14 protein-coding genes are annotated in these 16,128 nt (G+C 36.6%); 7 read left to right on the top strand and 7 right to left on the bottom strand.

Going from position 1 to position 16,128, the window contains the following annotated elements:
* Positions 1 to 57: 57 nt before the first annotated feature.
* Positions 58 to 762, bottom strand: coding sequence for a ribose-5-phosphate isomerase RpiA (rpiA, locus tag ACFIQC_RS05260; RefSeq protein WP_375612139.1), 705 nt, complete (start codon positions 760 to 762; stop codon positions 58 to 60).
* Positions 763 to 1,244: 482 nt separating this feature from the next.
* The gene (locus ACFIQC_RS05255) at positions 1,245 to 3,503 is read right to left on the bottom strand and encodes a ComEC/Rec2 family competence protein (RefSeq protein WP_375706832.1); all 2,259 of its coding nucleotides are present in this window, start codon (positions 3,501 to 3,503) and stop codon (positions 1,245 to 1,247) included.
* 111 nt (positions 3,504 to 3,614) lie between these two features.
* On the opposite strand from ACFIQC_RS05255, the gene gltX reads away from it, so the two are divergent.
* From gltX to ACFIQC_RS05220, 7 genes are all read left to right on the top strand, one after another.
* On the top strand, positions 3,615 to 5,045 hold the full coding sequence (gene gltX / locus ACFIQC_RS05250; protein WP_375706831.1) for a glutamate--tRNA ligase: 1,431 nt from the start codon (positions 3,615 to 3,617) through the stop codon (positions 5,043 to 5,045).
* 261 nt (positions 5,046 to 5,306) lie between these two features.
* On the top strand, positions 5,307 to 6,602 hold the full coding sequence (gene gltA / locus ACFIQC_RS05245) for a citrate synthase (protein WP_375618359.1): 1,296 nt from the start codon (positions 5,307 to 5,309) through the stop codon (positions 6,600 to 6,602).
* A gap of 707 nt (positions 6,603 to 7,309) precedes the next feature.
* Positions 7,310 to 8,062, top strand: a complete 753-nt coding sequence (locus ACFIQC_RS05240; protein ID WP_375706830.1) for a transporter substrate-binding domain-containing protein — start codon at positions 7,310 to 7,312, stop codon at positions 8,060 to 8,062.
* Between the two features lie 466 nt (positions 8,063 to 8,528).
* Positions 8,529 to 9,281: a transporter substrate-binding domain-containing protein gene (locus ACFIQC_RS05235; protein ID WP_375630036.1), complete on the top strand. Its 753-nt coding sequence runs from the start codon at positions 8,529 to 8,531 to the stop codon at positions 9,279 to 9,281.
* 79 nt (positions 9,282 to 9,360) lie between these two features.
* A complete protein-coding gene (locus tag ACFIQC_RS05230; protein WP_375620789.1) occupies positions 9,361 to 10,083 on the top strand; it encodes an ABC transporter permease in 723 nt (240 codons plus the stop codon).
* Entirely contained in the window at positions 10,080 to 10,787 is a 708-nt protein-coding gene (locus tag ACFIQC_RS05225; RefSeq protein WP_375620788.1) for an ABC transporter permease, read from the top strand. Before ACFIQC_RS05230 ends, ACFIQC_RS05225 begins: the two co-directional genes overlap by 4 nt.
* Before the next feature lie 79 nt (positions 10,788 to 10,866).
* Entirely contained in the window at positions 10,867 to 11,640 is a 774-nt protein-coding gene (locus ACFIQC_RS05220) for an amino acid ABC transporter ATP-binding protein (protein ID WP_375620787.1), read from the top strand.
* A gap of 20 nt (positions 11,641 to 11,660) precedes the next feature.
* Here ACFIQC_RS05220 and lpxB read toward each other — a convergent pair whose 3' ends face one another.
* From lpxB to lpxD, 5 genes are read right to left on the bottom strand one after another with little or no spacing between them, the layout of a single operon-like run.
* Positions 11,661 to 12,857: a lipid-A-disaccharide synthase gene (gene lpxB / locus ACFIQC_RS05215; RefSeq protein ID WP_375640927.1), complete on the bottom strand. Its 1,197-nt coding sequence runs from the start codon at positions 12,855 to 12,857 to the stop codon at positions 11,661 to 11,663.
* On the bottom strand, positions 12,850 to 13,722 hold the full coding sequence (locus ACFIQC_RS05210) for an LpxI family protein (protein ID WP_375629630.1): 873 nt from the start codon (positions 13,720 to 13,722) through the stop codon (positions 12,850 to 12,852). Before ACFIQC_RS05210 ends, lpxB begins: the two co-directional genes overlap by 8 nt.
* A gap of 2 nt (positions 13,723 to 13,724) precedes the next feature.
* Positions 13,725 to 14,549 carry an acyl-ACP--UDP-N-acetylglucosamine O-acyltransferase gene (gene lpxA, locus ACFIQC_RS05205; protein WP_375609506.1) on the bottom strand — a complete coding sequence of 275 codons (825 nt, stop codon included), beginning with the start codon at positions 14,547 to 14,549 and terminating at the stop codon, positions 13,725 to 13,727.
* A 24-nt stretch (positions 14,550 to 14,573) separates the two neighbouring features.
* Positions 14,574 to 15,041: a 3-hydroxyacyl-ACP dehydratase FabZ gene (gene fabZ, locus ACFIQC_RS05200; RefSeq protein WP_375620785.1), complete on the bottom strand. Its 468-nt coding sequence runs from the start codon at positions 15,039 to 15,041 to the stop codon at positions 14,574 to 14,576.
* A gap of 1 nt (position 15,042) precedes the next feature.
* Positions 15,043 to 16,089 (bottom strand): UDP-3-O-(3-hydroxymyristoyl)glucosamine N-acyltransferase, encoded by a 1,047-nt coding sequence (gene lpxD / locus ACFIQC_RS05195; protein ID WP_375630039.1) that lies wholly within the window; start codon positions 16,087 to 16,089, stop codon positions 15,043 to 15,045.
* Between the last annotated feature and the right edge of the window lie 39 nt (positions 16,090 to 16,128).

Raw genomic sequence — 16,128 nt, 5'->3', positions numbered from 1 at the left:
TAAAATCTTTAAGACCCTTTTTTACTGTGCTAACATATCATCATGTAAATGCCTTTTCTAAAAATCAAACGGTTCTAAAACTTTTATTTGACCATCAGCCATAGCGACAATTGCACGTGAAGCCAACCCCAAAAAAAGGCCATGCTCAACAACACCAGGAATAGCAAGAAGTGCATCTGATAATGGTTTTGGTTGCAAAATGCAGCCCCAAAATGCATCAAGAATAAAATGGCCACCATCTGTTTCAAAAGGATTTTTTCCATTCATTCGCAATGCAATTTTTCCAGAAAGCCCTAAATCATCAGCGACTTTTTCAATGGCTCTGCATGTTGTGTGGATACCAAATGGATTAACTTCAATTGGTAGTGCAAAAGCACCAAGTCTTTTTACCACCTTTGTTTCATCCGCAATGACAAGCATTGCACGAGATGCCGACGCTACAATTTTTTCATACAACAATGCTCCCCCTCCCCCTTTAATGAGCATCATCTCAGGACCAATTTCATCTGCTCCGTCAATATCAAGATCCAGCTCAGGTATTTGTTCTAAAGTGCTAACAGGCACTCCAAACTTATGACAGAGTTGTTCAGAATATTTTGAAGTAGCAACGCCAGTCACCCGCAAACCATCCGCAACACGCTCACCTAGAAGACGAATAAATTCATTGACTGTCGAACCAGATCCGATACCAAGCCGCATACCATCTTCAACAAACTCAAGCGCTTTAATAGCTGCCATTTTTTTTAACTGCTGAACATTCATGAATGACTTTGCCTTCTATCCGTATAAGCAGCATTTATCACCCCTATTACCACCGATAATAATGATAATAAAAGATAACCTCTTGACGCAATCTATTTAAATTGACCATCATCTCTTGCTTGAAGAGATGTTACTCGTTATAGAAATATATGATAAGAATAAAATAGAATAATCAACAATTATCTTTTTTATTTCTTTGAGAATATTTGTTAGCATTTTTCTCATTCAATAAGAATTTTTGATTTATTTTGTGCTATCAATAGGATGCACAAAGATGCACATATCAATTTTTTTGAAAAAATTAAAATGATCAGATATAAAAAATCATCCATTTCTAGAAAACTGTAGATTATTATCTCATTTCAATAACGTTGATAAACTTACCAATTTAAATACCGTAAAATATTATGAGAAAAGTCTTCTGTTATTTTTTGTTTTGTCATTATCCAAATGTGAAGCAAAATATGACTGATTATATGTTTTTATGAATGCTGTCTGTGCATATTCCATGGTCTATGAAACCCTAGCGAAGACCAAATAATATCTCCACCTTTGGTCATCATAACGCTTCCTCGTGATAACAATTGTTGAGGTATAAATACTATTTTTGCCTTCTTGTAACAAGTTGGATTATGCATCACAAATGTCTGAATGAGAATATCTGCCTCTATACATTGATCTGTTTCTCTCTGTAAAACGATCACTTTTAATCCATTATCCAATAAAGATGTACATACATGATAATCACAAATAAATTGTCCGTGCAACGAAGGACCATATTTTGTTGGTTTAATCGTTTCATTCACACGAAATGACTTTTTCCATATGGATGTCGTGAACTTAGAAATATGGTAACGATCAATATATAATTTTTTATCATGAATAACGCCCACGAGGCGCATATTATCTGCTATAATCAGTTGTACAGGTGAATGCAATACACAAATAGAAATACCTGCCAAAATAAACAAACTAAAAAAGAGCCGGATGGGTGTTTTGCAAAAAGTCAGTCCAACCAAGCCTATACTCAATAAAACTAACGCTGATAACGGCATAAAACCAGGATTCAAATCAGGAGAAATAGCCTTGATAGCATGTGCAATCTTTATTACAAGATCAACTCCAAAACCCATAATTTGAAGAGGAAGCCATTCGAATCCTCCTAACATTGCAAGAACTGCGATTAATCCAAAGGGAATGACAAAAATTGAGATGACAGGCAAAGCAAAAGCATTACTGATAATGCTCAACGATGCCATATTAGAAAAATGATAAGCAGCATAAATTCCACTTGCACTCCCTGCAACAAAGGAAGAAGCACATGTTGAAAGCATCGATAAGAAAACAAAATTTATCACTCCTCCTCCAACATAAGAGGGAGTTGTTTTTCTTTTAAGAAAAAATGACCTTCCACTCCACCAATCAAAAAAAGCGATCAAAGCAGCAGTCGCAGAAAAAGACATTTGAAAGCTAGGACCTAATATTTCATGGGGTGTCATCGCTAGAGTTATCAACCCTGCAATGGAAAAATTACGCATTGTTATAGCAGAGCGATTACACAATATAGCAACCAACATAACAGCAATCATCACAAAACTTCTTTGCGCTGATATTGCTAAGCCCGACAATAACAAATAAAAAGCTGTTATCATAAAAGCAACGATAGCAGCAAATTTTTTACTGGAATAATAGGAAGAAAAAACTGGAAAAAATGCTAAAAAACTACGGATACTCAAAAGAACTATGCCGCTTAACAACGCCATATGTAAACCTGATATTGATAAAATATGAGCTAATCCAGCTGTACGTAATGCTTCATTTGTCTCATTTGAAATACCAGCACGCTGCCCTGTTATGAGGGCAGCTGCAACACTCCCCTTTTCTCCTTCAAGGGCTATACGGATTCTTTGTGTCATCTTCGTGCGTAAATTTTCAATTTTCTGTAGAATGATAGCGAATATTCCATCAGGCTGCGAAACGGATATTTTTCTTGGTTTTCCTAAATAAACGCCTTGTGCTCCAATTCTTTTAAAATAATTATGAAAACTAAAATCGTAGCCTCCTGGACGCACCGGCCCAGAGAATGCACGAATCTTAACTTTTCCATGCAATCCATCACCAATCGCTAAGCCAGATGGCAAATATCTTGCCGATAAACGAACACGATGAAGACTATGGCGTAATACGGGATTTTCTGTATTCAAAATATCCAAAACTAAACGAAATCCTCCTTTGGCATCTGACTCAATAGAAACAATTCTTCCCGTCAATGTAGTGACAATGTCACTGCTTAGCATGGGTGTTGCAATACGCCACGTTTCTATTTTTGCCGCTAAAGCACCCAATATAATACAAAACAGAAACCCCACGGGAATCGTTATTTTTCGATAAAAACGTGCTACATAGAATATTCCCAGAAAAATACTGACCAACGCCCCCAATTGTCCCCAACTCGGTTCCCACTCTAAATGAAAATAGAAAATGATTCCTAGGGCAAAAAAGACTAAAATCAGCGAAAAAAGGATACCAAAAGAAACTTCTTTATTAATACAATCTTCTAACCATTTGCGAAAAAAAATGATTACTTCTTTTAAGAGTGTCAATAAAAAAAGTTTTTGTTGATTATAGCTACTGTTCTTTGCATCATCATACCTAGAAAAAACACTCTGCCCTATCTGACATGGCTTTTTTCTTTCTGTAACAGATTTTTCGGATAAACCCTCTTTACTTTTATAAAACATCAGTCCCCCACTTTAACTCGCAATACGGCTATTGCACGCCCCATCACTTATGCTAACATGACTTTTCTATAAAATTCCATAAGTAATATCTTAGTTTAAAGGAAAATATTCGTGTCTGTTATTACTCGTTTTGCCCCTTCACCCACTGGCTTCCTTCACATTGGTGGTGCTCGTACTGCTCTTTTTAATTGGCTTTATGCAAAACATACCGGTGGAAAAATGCTTTTACGAATTGAAGATACAGACCGAGAGCGTTCAACAGAAGCAGCTGTAAAAGCCATTATAGATGGCTTGCACTGGATGGGTCTTAGTTATGATGGCGCCCCTATTTCGCAATTCGAACGAGCAGAACGTCACCGCCAAATCGCTGAACAGTTGGTCAAGAATGGCAAAGCATATTATTGTTATGCTTCACCTGAGGAGTTAGCTGAAATGCGTGAAAAAGCCCGTTCAGAAGGGCGCCCACCACGTTATGATGGACGTTGGCGTGACCGTGATAGTTCTGAAGCTCCTAAAGGTGTTAAGCCTGTTATTCGCATCAAAGCCCCTCAAGATGGAGAAACGATTGTACATGATCGTGTTCAAGGTGATGTCCGTTTTCCTAATAAAGATCTCGATGACTTCATTATTTTGCGTTCTGATGGTTCGCCTACCTATATGCATGCTGTTGTCGTTGATGATCATGATATGGGCATCACACATATTATACGTGGTGACGATCATCTTACCAACGCAGCCCGACAAACGATTATCTTTAAAGCAATGGGATGGGACATTCCTGTTATGGCCCATATTCCTCTTATCCATGGTGAAAACGGTGCAAAATTATCAAAGCGACATGGTGCGCTCGGTGTTGATGCCTACCGAACAATGGGATATCTTCCTGCTGCTTTGCGCAATTACCTTGTCCGTTTAGGTTGGAGTCATGGTGATGACGAACTGATGTCCCTTAAAGATATGATTTCTTGGTTTGATATTAAGGATATTAACAAAGGTGCTGCTCGTTTTGATCTCAAAAAGCTCGATTCCATCAACGGACACTATATGCGTATGAGTAATGATCAAGAACTTTTTGATGCCGCTCTTAATATTCTACCAGAAACCGATAGGGGAGCACAAATTATTGAAAGACTTGATGAAAAACGCCGTGTTCAATTTTTAAAAGCAATCCCGCATTTGAAAGAACGTTCAAAAACACTGTGCGAACTGATTGACAATGCCTCCTTCATTTTTATGCAACGACCTTTACAACTTGATGAAAAAGCTCAAATACTCTTAGATAAAAATGGACGAACCATTTTAAACGATCTTTATCTTGCTCTGAAAGCTTGCCCCTCTTGGGATACAAAAACTCTAGATGAAACACTTCGCTCTTGTGTACAAACACAGAATCTCAAATTTGGATCTATCGCCCAACCACTTCGCGCAGCTCTTACAGGATGTGCAACATCAGCAGGTGTTTTGGATGTTCTTATTTTATTAGGACGCGATGAATCTCTTCATCGCATCAAGGACCAACTTATCACAACAATATACCCATGATGGACACTGAGTATATTTCCTCAAATAAGGGTCTATACAGATATCTCAACGTGCCCTAAAAGAGTTTTTTATGTTATATCATTGAAATACATTTCTTATTGAGTAATAATGATCAATAAGGAAATATTTTTAGATTGCATGTACTCACTTTTAGAGGCAATCTACCCTTAAATAAGTAAGAAAAGCTTCAGTTATACATCCCCCACTCTGATGAAGCAGAGTCTTAATTTTTAGAAGTGAAGGATCTGAAAGGAATACCGAATGTCTGAGAATAACGCATATATTATTGTGAATGATAAAAAAGTAGAGCTTCCCTTGCGTAAAGGCACGAGTGGACCTGAAGTCATTGAAATTGCTTCTCTCTATAAAAAAACCGATATTTTTACTTATGATCCTGGTTTTACTTCAACAGCTTCTTGTGAATCAAAAATTACTTATATCGATGGTGATAAAGGCATATTGCTTTATCGTGGTTATCCTATTGATCAATTGGCTGAAAAAGGAGACTTTCTCGAAAGTTGTTATCTTTTACTTTATGGTGAACTCCCAACACAGCAAGAAAAAAATGAATTTGATCGATGTATTATGCAGCATACCATGGTCCACGAACAATTTGCACGCTTCTTCCATGGCTTCCGTCGTGATTCTCATCCTATGGCCGTCATGGTTGCCTGCCTTGGCGCTATGTCTGCGTTCTATCACGACTCTATTGATATTACAGATCCTCACCAGAGAATGATTGCTTCTGTTCGTCTTATCTCAAAAGTTCCAACGCTTGCTGCTATGGCCTATAAATACAGTATTGGACAAGCATTTGTTTATCCACGTAATGATCTTAGTTATGCTGCAAATTTCCTCCATATGTGTTTTGCTGTTCCTTGTGAAGAATATAAAACAAACCCTGTGCTTGCTCGGGCGATGGATCAAATATTTACCCTTCATGCAGATCATGAACAAAATGCTTCTACATCTACGGTACGTCTTGCTGGATCCTCAGGTGCTAATCCGTTTGCCTGTATTGCAGCAGGTGTTGCATGCCTTTGGGGACCAGCACATGGTGGTGCCAATGAAGCATGCCTAAAAATGCTACAAGAAATAGGTTCTATTAAAAGAATTCCTGAATTTATTGCACGTGCAAAAGATAAAAATGATCCTTTCCGCCTTATGGGCTTTGGGCACCGTGTCTATAAAAATTATGATCCACGTGCAAAAATCATGCAAAAAACCTGTCATGAAGTTTTAAAAGAACTCAACATTCAAGATGACCCTCTTCTTGATATTGCAATAGAGCTTGAAAAAATTGCCTTAAGTGATGAATATTTTATTGAGAAAAAGCTTTATCCCAATGTTGATTTCTATTCCGGCATTACATTAAAAGCTCTAGGTTTTCCAACTGAAATGTTTACTGTCCTTTTTGCATTGGCGCGCAGTGTCGGGTGGGTGGCACAATGGAAAGAAATGATTGAAGACCCTGCACAAAAAATTGGTCGTCCTCGACAACTCTACACTGGCTATGCTATGCGTGACTATGTTCCTATAGATGAACGTGCAAATTAAAAAAAGAAATCAATAAAGCTTCAATTTACTGAAGCTTTATTGAGAGTAATCAAAAAACATCCTTTAAGAATTTTTATAAAACGTGATTTTAAAACTCTTTCTACAGAGATAACATCATCATAAAAATTTACTAAAAAATTCTAAGTTTTAGCTCTGTAAAGAAATTGAGAATACTCTTCTGCGAATTAGCCAAACATTTAGCAAAAAGAAATTGAAAAGTTTACCTTATAATCCTCATTATCTTTAATGAAAATGTATTCCCTATCATTCCCCCATGTTTAAAAGCCTTATTACATATTAAAATCTAGCAATGTCAGAATTTTTCTTTCTATCTTCTTCAGATAAAATTGCAAAAAGCTTACATTAAGTGCTTCTCTAATTAGAATAAAAACACTTTTACATTTTGTTCTGTTAAAAGCTGAAATTTTCTTTGTATTTAAGTTGATAGTTTTTCTTTTAAAGATAAATTATTGATTTTTAAATAAAATTATTAAAAATCACCCTATAATCAATAAGAGGTGACCTTCTTTCCTATATTTTTTATTCCTATACTTGATAAAAAGAATTTATTTTTTTGATAATGATATTCAGCATAATGATAGCAAAATGAACACAGATAAATTTTTTACATTGCTCCAAAAGAGCTTACAGATTATAAAAATTCATGATGGTTTCATATTTGCCAGCTTATCTAATAGGAGAACATAATGAAATTATTAGTAGGAGCTCTTATAATAAGCGCGACACTGTTTACCCTATCGGCCAATTCTCAAACGCTGAAAATTGCAAGCGATGCTTCTTATCCGCCATTTAGTTATATTGACTCAAATAACAAACTGCAAGGGTTTGATATTGATATATCTTATGCGCTTTGTAAAAAAATGAATGTTGAATGTACTATTGTCACACAAGACTTTGAGGGGATGATTCCCGGTCTTCTTGCCAAAAAATATGATGCTATCGTTTCTTCCCTCTCTCCTACAAAAGAGCGCTTACAAAAAATTGATTTTACAGATCCTTACTACAACACAGCACTCGCTGTTATCGTTACCAAAAATTCGGAAATTAAAGAAATCTCAACACAAGCCTTTAGAGGTAAAAACCTTGGTGTACAATCAAATACAACACAAGCTGCATATGCGGAAGATCATTATGCCTCTGAAGGAGTTAATATCAAACTTTATCCTACAGCAACAGAAGTTAATCGTGATCTTTTAAGCCATAGGCTTGATATCATCATCTTTGATAAATTAAAAGCATTAAATTGGCTTGAAAATGAAGGAAAAGACTGCTGTCTCCTCTTGGGAACTCTAGAAGAAACAAATTTTCCTATTGCAATTGCACTCCGTCAAAATAATAATGATCTTAAAAACAGTTTTAATAAAGCAATAGAAGAAATTCGCGCCAATGGAACCTATGAGAAAATTATGAGAAAATATTTTACTTTCGATATCAATTAGATATCACTATGAATTAAAACTCAATCTGTATATTTAAGGGGTATCTTTAACTTTTTATTGGACATGCGGGTATAATTGGAAATTCGGCTTTTTTATAAGAAAATTTACATTATCAAAATAACTTTTAATTGCTCCTTGAGAGCTAAACATTTTGTAGAATCTAATGACAACAATAAGGTTGTATTTTTATCGTATCAAAATCTAATTTTTTCTTTATGTTCAAATTTAATAGCCTTATTTTCAAAAAAAATCCGCAGTTTTGACTCATGAAATGATTCAAATCAAATATTTCGTGAAAATTAAGCTATCATACAAGCAATAAGATATTTATTCTTTTTTTATCAATAATGTCCAACATAATGATCTAAAATAAACATCAATAAATTTTTGAATTGCTCCCAAAAAGCTTACAGATTATAAAAACATAATGATTTCATATTGCCCGCTTATCCAATAGGAGAACATCATGAAACTATTAGCTGGAGCTCTTATAATAAGCGCTGCACTATTCACCCAATTGGCTGATGCGAAAACATTAAAAATTGCGAGTGAAGGCACCTATCCTCCCTTTAGTTATATTGACTCAAATAACAAACTGCAAGGATTTGATATTGATATATCTTACGCACTTTGTAAAAAAATGAATATTGAATGTACTATTGTCACACAAGACTTCGAGGGAATGATCCCTGGACTTATTGCAAAAAAATATGATGCTATCATTGCTTCCCTCTCTCTCACACAAGATCGCTTACAAAAAATTGACTTCACAGATCCTTACTACGATACAGCACTGGCTGTTATTGTTACCAAAGCTTCGGGAATTAAAGAAATCTCGACAAAAGATTTTAGAGGTAAAAATCTTGGTGTGCAATCCAATACAACACAAGCTTTCTATGCAGAAGATCATTATGCCTCTGAAGAGGTGAAAATAAAACTCTATCCTTCCACAATCGAAGTGAATCGTGATCTTTTAAATCATCGACTTGATGTGATTATTGTTGATAAATTACAAGCATTAAATTGGCTTAAAAATGAAGGAAAAGATTGCTGTTCCCTCCTAGGAACTCTAGAAGAAACAAGATTTCCTGTTGCAATTGCAGTCCGTCAAAATAATAATGATCTTAAAAATAAGCTCAATGAGGCGCTAAAAGAAATTCGTTTGGATGGAACTTATGAGAAAATTATGAGAAAATATTTTACAAGTGATGTTTATTAAATATCAATATGATATTTAAATGAAACCCGTTGGTTATTGCTAAAAAATATTATCTAACTCTTTCATGAGGAACACAAGAATGATTGAAAATTTAGCATTGCTATCATTTAGCAATGGGGGATGGGGAGCGGTTATACTTTCCAGTGCAGGAATGACATTGTCATTGGCGTTATGTTGTGGCCTTCTAGGATTTCCTCTAGGACTTCTCAATGCAGTAATGATTCGATCCAATATTAAGATAGCTAAAGCTCTAGCACGTCTCTTTTCAACGGTGTTTCGTGGATTACCAGAGCTTTTAACTCTGTTTTTAGTTTACTACGGATTACAAAGCCTTATTCAAAATTTATTTGACTATTTTAATTTTGAAATCATGTTCAGTATCAATGCTTTTGTTGCTGGTGTTCTTGCTCTTAGTATGGTTCTTGCAGCTTTTTCTTGTGAAGTTTGGCTTGGAGCATTTAATATTTTTGATAAAGGTCAATATGAAGCGGCTAAAGCTTTAGGTCTTTCGCGAACAACCACATTTTTTCGTATTGTCTTTCCTCAGCTCATCCGAAATGCCTTACCAGGACTTTCTAATAATTGGCTTACTTTACTGAAAGATACATCCCTTGTTTCTACAATCGCGCTTGTTGACCTCATGCGACAAACGAATTTAGCTGTCGCTGCTACCAATAAACCCATGCTATTTTATTTTATAGCATGCTTACTCTATTTGTTATTTTCAGCGTTTTTTACTGCAATCTTACGCCATTTGGAAACATACACTCAAATAGGCTATAAAAAGGTGCTAGGTCAATGATTCCTGAGTGGCTTTATTTCCTTTTTAATCCTGATCTTTTAAGCCATTATGGACCAAAATTTATTAATGGCTTTATTATTACTGTTGAGCTTGTTTCTATTTCTTGTTCTCTAGGTCTTTTTTTGGGTATGATTATCGCTTTTGCACGTCTATCAAAGAATACATTTTTACAATATTTTGCAAATGCTTATGTCTATTTTTTCCGCGGCTCTCCTTTATTAGCTCAACTCTTTCTTTTTTATTATGGGCTTGGTTCAATGAACAGTTTTTGGCAACAGGTGGGGCTATGGTGGTTTTTTCAAAACGCGTGGTATTGTTGTCTTTTTATTTTTACACTCAATTCTGCTGCCTATCAATCTGAGATCTTTAAAGGAAGTTTTCTATCCGTAACAACTGGACAACGCGAAGCATCAAAAGCTTTAGGTTTAAGCAACTCTGTCACATTTTTTAGAGTTATTCTTCCACAAGCAATGATTGTAGCATTACGCCCCCTAGGAAATGAGTTGATTTTAATGATTAAATCCAGTGCTGTTGCCTCACTTATTACTGTTTATGATTTAATGGGGGTTGCTAAACTCGCTTATTCACGGACTTTCGATTTTCAAGTTTACGTTTGGGCTGCTCTTATCTATCTCTTTATCGTTGAACTCATTCATCGTTTTATTGTTTTTATCGAGCAGCGCCTCACTCGACATTTACGGTAAATAAAATGATCATAAAAAACTTTACCAAACCAAAATGTTGAATTAATCAAGTTCTTCATCAATGAAAGAATAAAATAAGATGAATTTGAAAAATAATAAATCGATCTCTCCCAGTAAAAAACCAGTGATCTCTATTCGAAATCTAAATAAATGGTATGGAAACTTTCAGGTCCTACATGATATCAACTTTAATGTTCAAGCTGGTGAACATATCGTTATTTGTGGACCATCCGGATCAGGAAAATCAACGTTAATTCGTTGTATTAATCAATTAGAACAAGCACAAAAAGGTTCAATCTGTATCCATAACGTTGATATCCATACTGCACCTATACAACAGCAAAAAAATGTTCTTCGTAAGATAGGAATGGTCTTTCAGAACTTTAATTTATTTCCCCACATGAGCGTTATACAAAATTGTATTTTAGCACCTATGACAGTTCAGGGACTTTCCAAACAACAAGCAAAAGAACGGGCAATTCGTTACTTAACGCATGTTGGTATTGAAAAACACTGTGAAAAATATCCTTTACAACTTTCTGGTGGGCAACAACAACGTGTTGCGATTGCCCGTGCACTTTGTATGGAACCCGAAGTCATGCTTTTTGATGAACCAACCTCTGCCCTTGATCCAGAAAGTGTGGGAGAAGTTTTGGAAGTGATGGCTCGATTGGCCGATACAGGGATCACAATGCTTTGTGTTACCCATGAAATGGGCTTCGCACGTAAAGTCTCAGAAAGAATACTCTTTCTAGAAAATGGAAAAATTGTTGAAGATACAGCCTCTGAAGAATTTTTTACCAATCCTAAAAGCCAACGTGCTTGTAATTTTCTTGCTAAAATTAAATATTAATCATTAAAATATTGCTTTATTTATACAATTTTATTCCTGCTTTTTAAAAGAGTGATAATTGTTTGTGCGCCAACAACCCCCGATGGTACTTCAGTTTTCATTTTCTGTTCTACCATCTCAAAGGAATCAAGTTGTGCCTGTCGCAATAAAGGATTAGCCAAAAGTTGTTCTACCTGTCTTGCTAACATGCCAGGACGGATTAATTCATTCAAATATTCCGAAACAATAGGCTTATCAGAAATAATATTTGGAAGAGCAGCACTCCATAACATCATTTTAGGAAAAATAAATATTTTAGAAAAGAAATCAAGTTTATAGCAAAGAACCATAGGAACTTTTGCTAAGGCTAATTCAAGTGAAACAGTTCCATGTGCAGCAAGAGCAACATCTGCTTGTGCAAAAGCACGCCATTTTTCATCTTCACCAACTACAATTTCTATCTTGCTTTTCCAGCCCTGCACAAAATCCCAGATTCTATCTACCAAATGAGGTAAGGTTGGTAAAATAATACGTAAATGAGGAATACGTTGTACAAGAATCTCTACTGTTTCTCGAAAAATAGGCATTAAGGAACGAATTTCTGAATTGCGTGATCCTGGCAAAATAACTAATGTAGGCGATAATGTTTGTGTATCGATCAAATTTCTGTGTTCTAATTGGCTTTTTTTTTCTGACTGAACTCTCAAAAGGGGAGGATATGTCAAAAGACGATGTCCAACATAAGTCGTGGCAGGGCCTCCCAAATCTTGCATAATCTTTTCTTCAAAAGGAAAAACCGCTAAAACATGATCAACAAATCCACACATAGCTTTCGCACGCTCTGGCCTCCATGCCCAAACGGTCGGTGCAATATATTTAATGATAGGAATAGAAGGCGCTAAAGCACGTACCTTTTTTGCAATACGATGCGTGAAATCAGGACTATCAATAATAATTAAACAATCAGGTTGTTCTTGTGCAATAAATTTGGATAAATTGCGAATATGTAGCAACAACAATGGTAGTTTTTTCAACACCTCCTTTAAACCTATTAAAGCAATATCATGGGAATCAAAAAAGCTTTTTAAGCCTAATGCCTTTAAATGGCTCCCCCCAACACCAATCAAATGAATATTGCATCCTATCTGTTGTGATAAACAAGAAATTAGATCGGCCCCAAGTAAATCACCAGATTCCTCACCTGAAACCACTGCAATCTTTAAGAAACAATTATTCATGACCAAACTTTTCAAATGTCTCTATAAATAAAGAATATTTGTTGGCTTTTTCTATTGTTGTTTTCACTGATAATATTAGACTTCTATTTGCCTCCACCGCAACACCAGATAAACCACTCTTTGCAATATTCATTATTGTCGCGGGCCCAATTGATGGCAAATCAACGCGATTATCCTGTTGTGGTTTTGCGCATTTTACAAGAATGCCACCTTTAAGGGGAATTTGCCCTCTTTCTCGCATTTCACAAACACGCCACAACATATTATCAGTTCCCTCAGCGCCCTCTAGAGCAACCACCCTTCCTTGGACAACGACAACGGCTTGCCCGATATCTAATTGACCTAAAAGCTTTGCTGCTTCTACTGCTAAAAAAATATCTTTTTTCTCTTTTGGAGTAGCGCGCCGTACTGTTAAATTAAATTCTATGGGAGCTAAAAGATCTGGGACTATTTCGTGAGCACCGATAACACAAAAACCATGTGCTTCAATAACTCGTATAAAAGCTTTTAATAACGCATCGTCTCCCCTCTTCAAAGCTCCGATTAACTTAGGAAGAGCTAAAAATGTTGTCCAGTCCAGTCGCAATTGTTTAAGAAGTGGACGCTTTTTTACACCACCTGCCAAAACAACATTATATACACCAGCCTCTTTTAAAATTTTAACGAGTCGTGCTAACTCTACAATTGATAGCTCGCAATGCTCATAGCGATAAAGAACAGAATCTGCCTCACCATGCAAAAGCACAAGAAAAGGATTTTCTCCATTCTTCTCAAGAGTCTGCGCAACAGTAATCGGTAGAACACCATTTCCTGCTATAATAGCAGTACGGCCGGAAAGAAAACTTCTGGCTCCCCAAATAGGCATTTTTAATCCTTATGTTCTTTTATTCTAACACCTTCAAATTTTGGTGTACAATAAAAACGCTTTCCTTCTTCTTTAATAAAATTAACAACTTCAGAAACAGACTGAGAAGAAGAATAGAAAGAAGCAACATCACTGACACGCTCTTTAAATGGTTTGCTATGATCAAAAAGCATAGCAACCGCATGACGGAGTGCATGAATATCTTGACGCTCAAGTCCTGCACGCTTCATGCCAATAATATTGAGTCCAGCAAGTTTTGCCTGCACACCAACAGCTGTTCCATAAGGTATCAGATCACCAACCAGTGCAGATACGCCGCCGATAAATGCATGATGTCCAACACGAACAAATTGATGAACAGCAGCACCACCACCAATAATCACATAATCACCAATAGTAACATGACCAGCAATCATTGCGTTATTGGCAAATGTTACATGATTGCCTACATAACAATCGTGAGCGATATGCGCATAACAAAAAAATTGGCAATTATCACCAACAACTGTCATTCCTACACTCGAATCGGACCCCCTATGCATTGTTACACCTTCACGAATCGTACAATTCTTACCAATAAAAAGAGTTGTAGCCCCTCCTTTATGTTTATTATTTTGCGGATCTGCCCCCAAAACGGCATGAGAAAATACTTTACTCTTGGCTCCTAACGTTGTCTTTCCCATTATTACAACATGACTTGTCAAACTACATTCATCACCAATAACAGCCTCTGAACTAATATGGCAAAATGGTCCAACGCGTACATTCTCACCAAGCTGCGCTCCCTTCTCCACAAGAGCAGTTGGATGGATTTTCGTACCGGACATTTTTAAATTCCCATCAAATATCGTTTATTCTTCTTCGACAATCATTGCTGCAATTTCTGCTTCAGCGACGCGGACATCTTCTACTTTTGCAACACATGAAAAACGTCTCATACCAGATCTTTTTTTCAAAAGCTGAACATGAATCTTGAGCTGATCACCAGGCATAACCGGCTTACGAAATTTCGCATTATCAACCGTCATAAGGTAAACTAAATTTGTTTGCTTATTGCCTAAATTTAAAAGTGCTATTGCTCCTGCCGTTTGTGCCATAGCTTCTAAAATCAAAACTCCAGGCATAACAGGCTTTGAGGGAAAATGTCCCGTAAAATGTGGCTCGTTAATCGTTATATTTTTAATACCAATCGCTTCTTGTTCACCATCAATATCAACGATACGATCAATTAATAAAAATGGATAACGGTGCGGTAATATTGATAATAGCTTTTCAATATCGACAGCCTCTAAGTTTTTAGTTTTTTCATTGCTGATCATATCAGCGTTTCTCCTTTTTAACTTTTCCCATACTGCGCAACGCCGCTACTTCACGAAACCATTGTTTAAATGGTCGCGCTGGACTACCTCCCCATTTTTCGCCATCCGGAATGTCATTCATAACACCACTACGAGCAGCAATCTGAACAGATTTACCTATTATGATGTGATCAGCTACTCCCACACTTCCGCCAAGCTGAGACATATCCCCTATAGATGTACTTCCCGCAATGCCACATTGAGCGGCAATAAGACAATAGCGGCCAATTTTTACATTGTGGGCAATTTGTACAAGATTATCAATCTTGCTTCCTTCACCAATAACAGTATCTTGAAATGTTCCACGATCAATTGTCGTGTTCGCACCAACTTCTACACCATCCTCAATAATAACGCGACCAAGCTGTGGAATTTTCTCGATTCCAGAAACGCCCCCAACATAACCAAAACCATCTTGCCCAATGCAAACACCAGAATAAAGCTGAACCTTATCACCTATTATAGAACACTGAACTGTTACCTTAGGAGCAATATAGCAGTCACATCCAATACGGCAATTTTCACCGATAACAGCTGTGGATGAAATGAGAGTTCCTGCACCAATCTCAACATTTTTACCAATAACAGCTCCCGCTTCAATACACACATCATCTGCCAACTTAGCCGTTGGATGAATATGCGCATGCGATGAAATCCCCTTCTGCCCCAACCAAGGCATTGGCTTGACAGAATCTGGAAACAAAATACGACCAATCTGAGCAAAGTCACGCTGTGGTGTGGATGTCACCAAAATTGCCATAGTTTCGGGAACTTTAAAAACAATCTCATTCGTACACAAAACAGCAACAGCAGAACTGTCCAGTAAAGCATCAGAAAACTTCCGATGCTCTACAAAAACAAGCGAACCTTCCACAGCACTCTCAAGTGAAGAAAGAGTATTGATAACTTTATGAGAAAACTCTGGATTAAGAAGCTTTGCACCCGTCAACTCAGCAGCATTTGCAACTGTCAATCGTCGGGACGGCGTAAAAAAAAATGTATCCGCCATCAAAACACTTTCTCTCCCAGCTTAAGCTATTCTCTTCAA

The organism is Bartonella sp. AA126HLJHH, assembly GCF_042197425.1.
GTDB lineage: Bacteria > Pseudomonadota > Alphaproteobacteria > Rhizobiales > Rhizobiaceae > Bartonella.
Note: the sequence above shows the minus strand (reverse complement) of the source record. Positions and strands in the feature narration are given on the sequence as shown.

Coding starts and splice junctions, on each gene's coding strand:
- ACFIQC_RS05230 (WP_375620789.1), top strand. CDS start 9,361: ATGATTGAAAATTTAGCATTGCTATCATTTAGCAATGGGGGATGGGGA.
- ACFIQC_RS05210 (WP_375629630.1), bottom strand. CDS start 13,722: ATGCCTATTTGGGGAGCCAGAAGTTTTCTTTCCGGCCGTACTGCTATT.
- ACFIQC_RS05225 (WP_375620788.1), top strand. CDS start 10,080: ATGATTCCTGAGTGGCTTTATTTCCTTTTTAATCCTGATCTTTTAAGC.
- ACFIQC_RS05235 (WP_375630036.1), top strand. CDS start 8,529: ATGAAACTATTAGCTGGAGCTCTTATAATAAGCGCTGCACTATTCACC.
- rpiA (WP_375612139.1), bottom strand. CDS start 762: ATGAATGTTCAGCAGTTAAAAAAAATGGCAGCTATTAAAGCGCTTGAG.
- ACFIQC_RS05220 (WP_375620787.1), top strand. CDS start 10,867: ATGAATTTGAAAAATAATAAATCGATCTCTCCCAGTAAAAAACCAGTG.
- ACFIQC_RS05240 (WP_375706830.1), top strand. CDS start 7,310: ATGAAATTATTAGTAGGAGCTCTTATAATAAGCGCGACACTGTTTACC.
- gltA (WP_375618359.1), top strand. CDS start 5,307: ATGTCTGAGAATAACGCATATATTATTGTGAATGATAAAAAAGTAGAG.
- ACFIQC_RS05255 (WP_375706832.1), bottom strand. CDS start 3,503: ATGTTTTATAAAAGTAAAGAGGGTTTATCCGAAAAATCTGTTACAGAA.
- lpxA (WP_375609506.1), bottom strand. CDS start 14,549: ATGTCCGGTACGAAAATCCATCCAACTGCTCTTGTGGAGAAGGGAGCG.
- fabZ (WP_375620785.1), bottom strand. CDS start 15,041: ATGATCAGCAATGAAAAAACTAAAAACTTAGAGGCTGTCGATATTGAA.
- lpxD (WP_375630039.1), bottom strand. CDS start 16,089: ATGGCGGATACATTTTTTTTTACGCCGTCCCGACGATTGACAGTTGCA.
- lpxB (WP_375640927.1), bottom strand. CDS start 12,857: ATGAATAATTGTTTCTTAAAGATTGCAGTGGTTTCAGGTGAGGAATCT.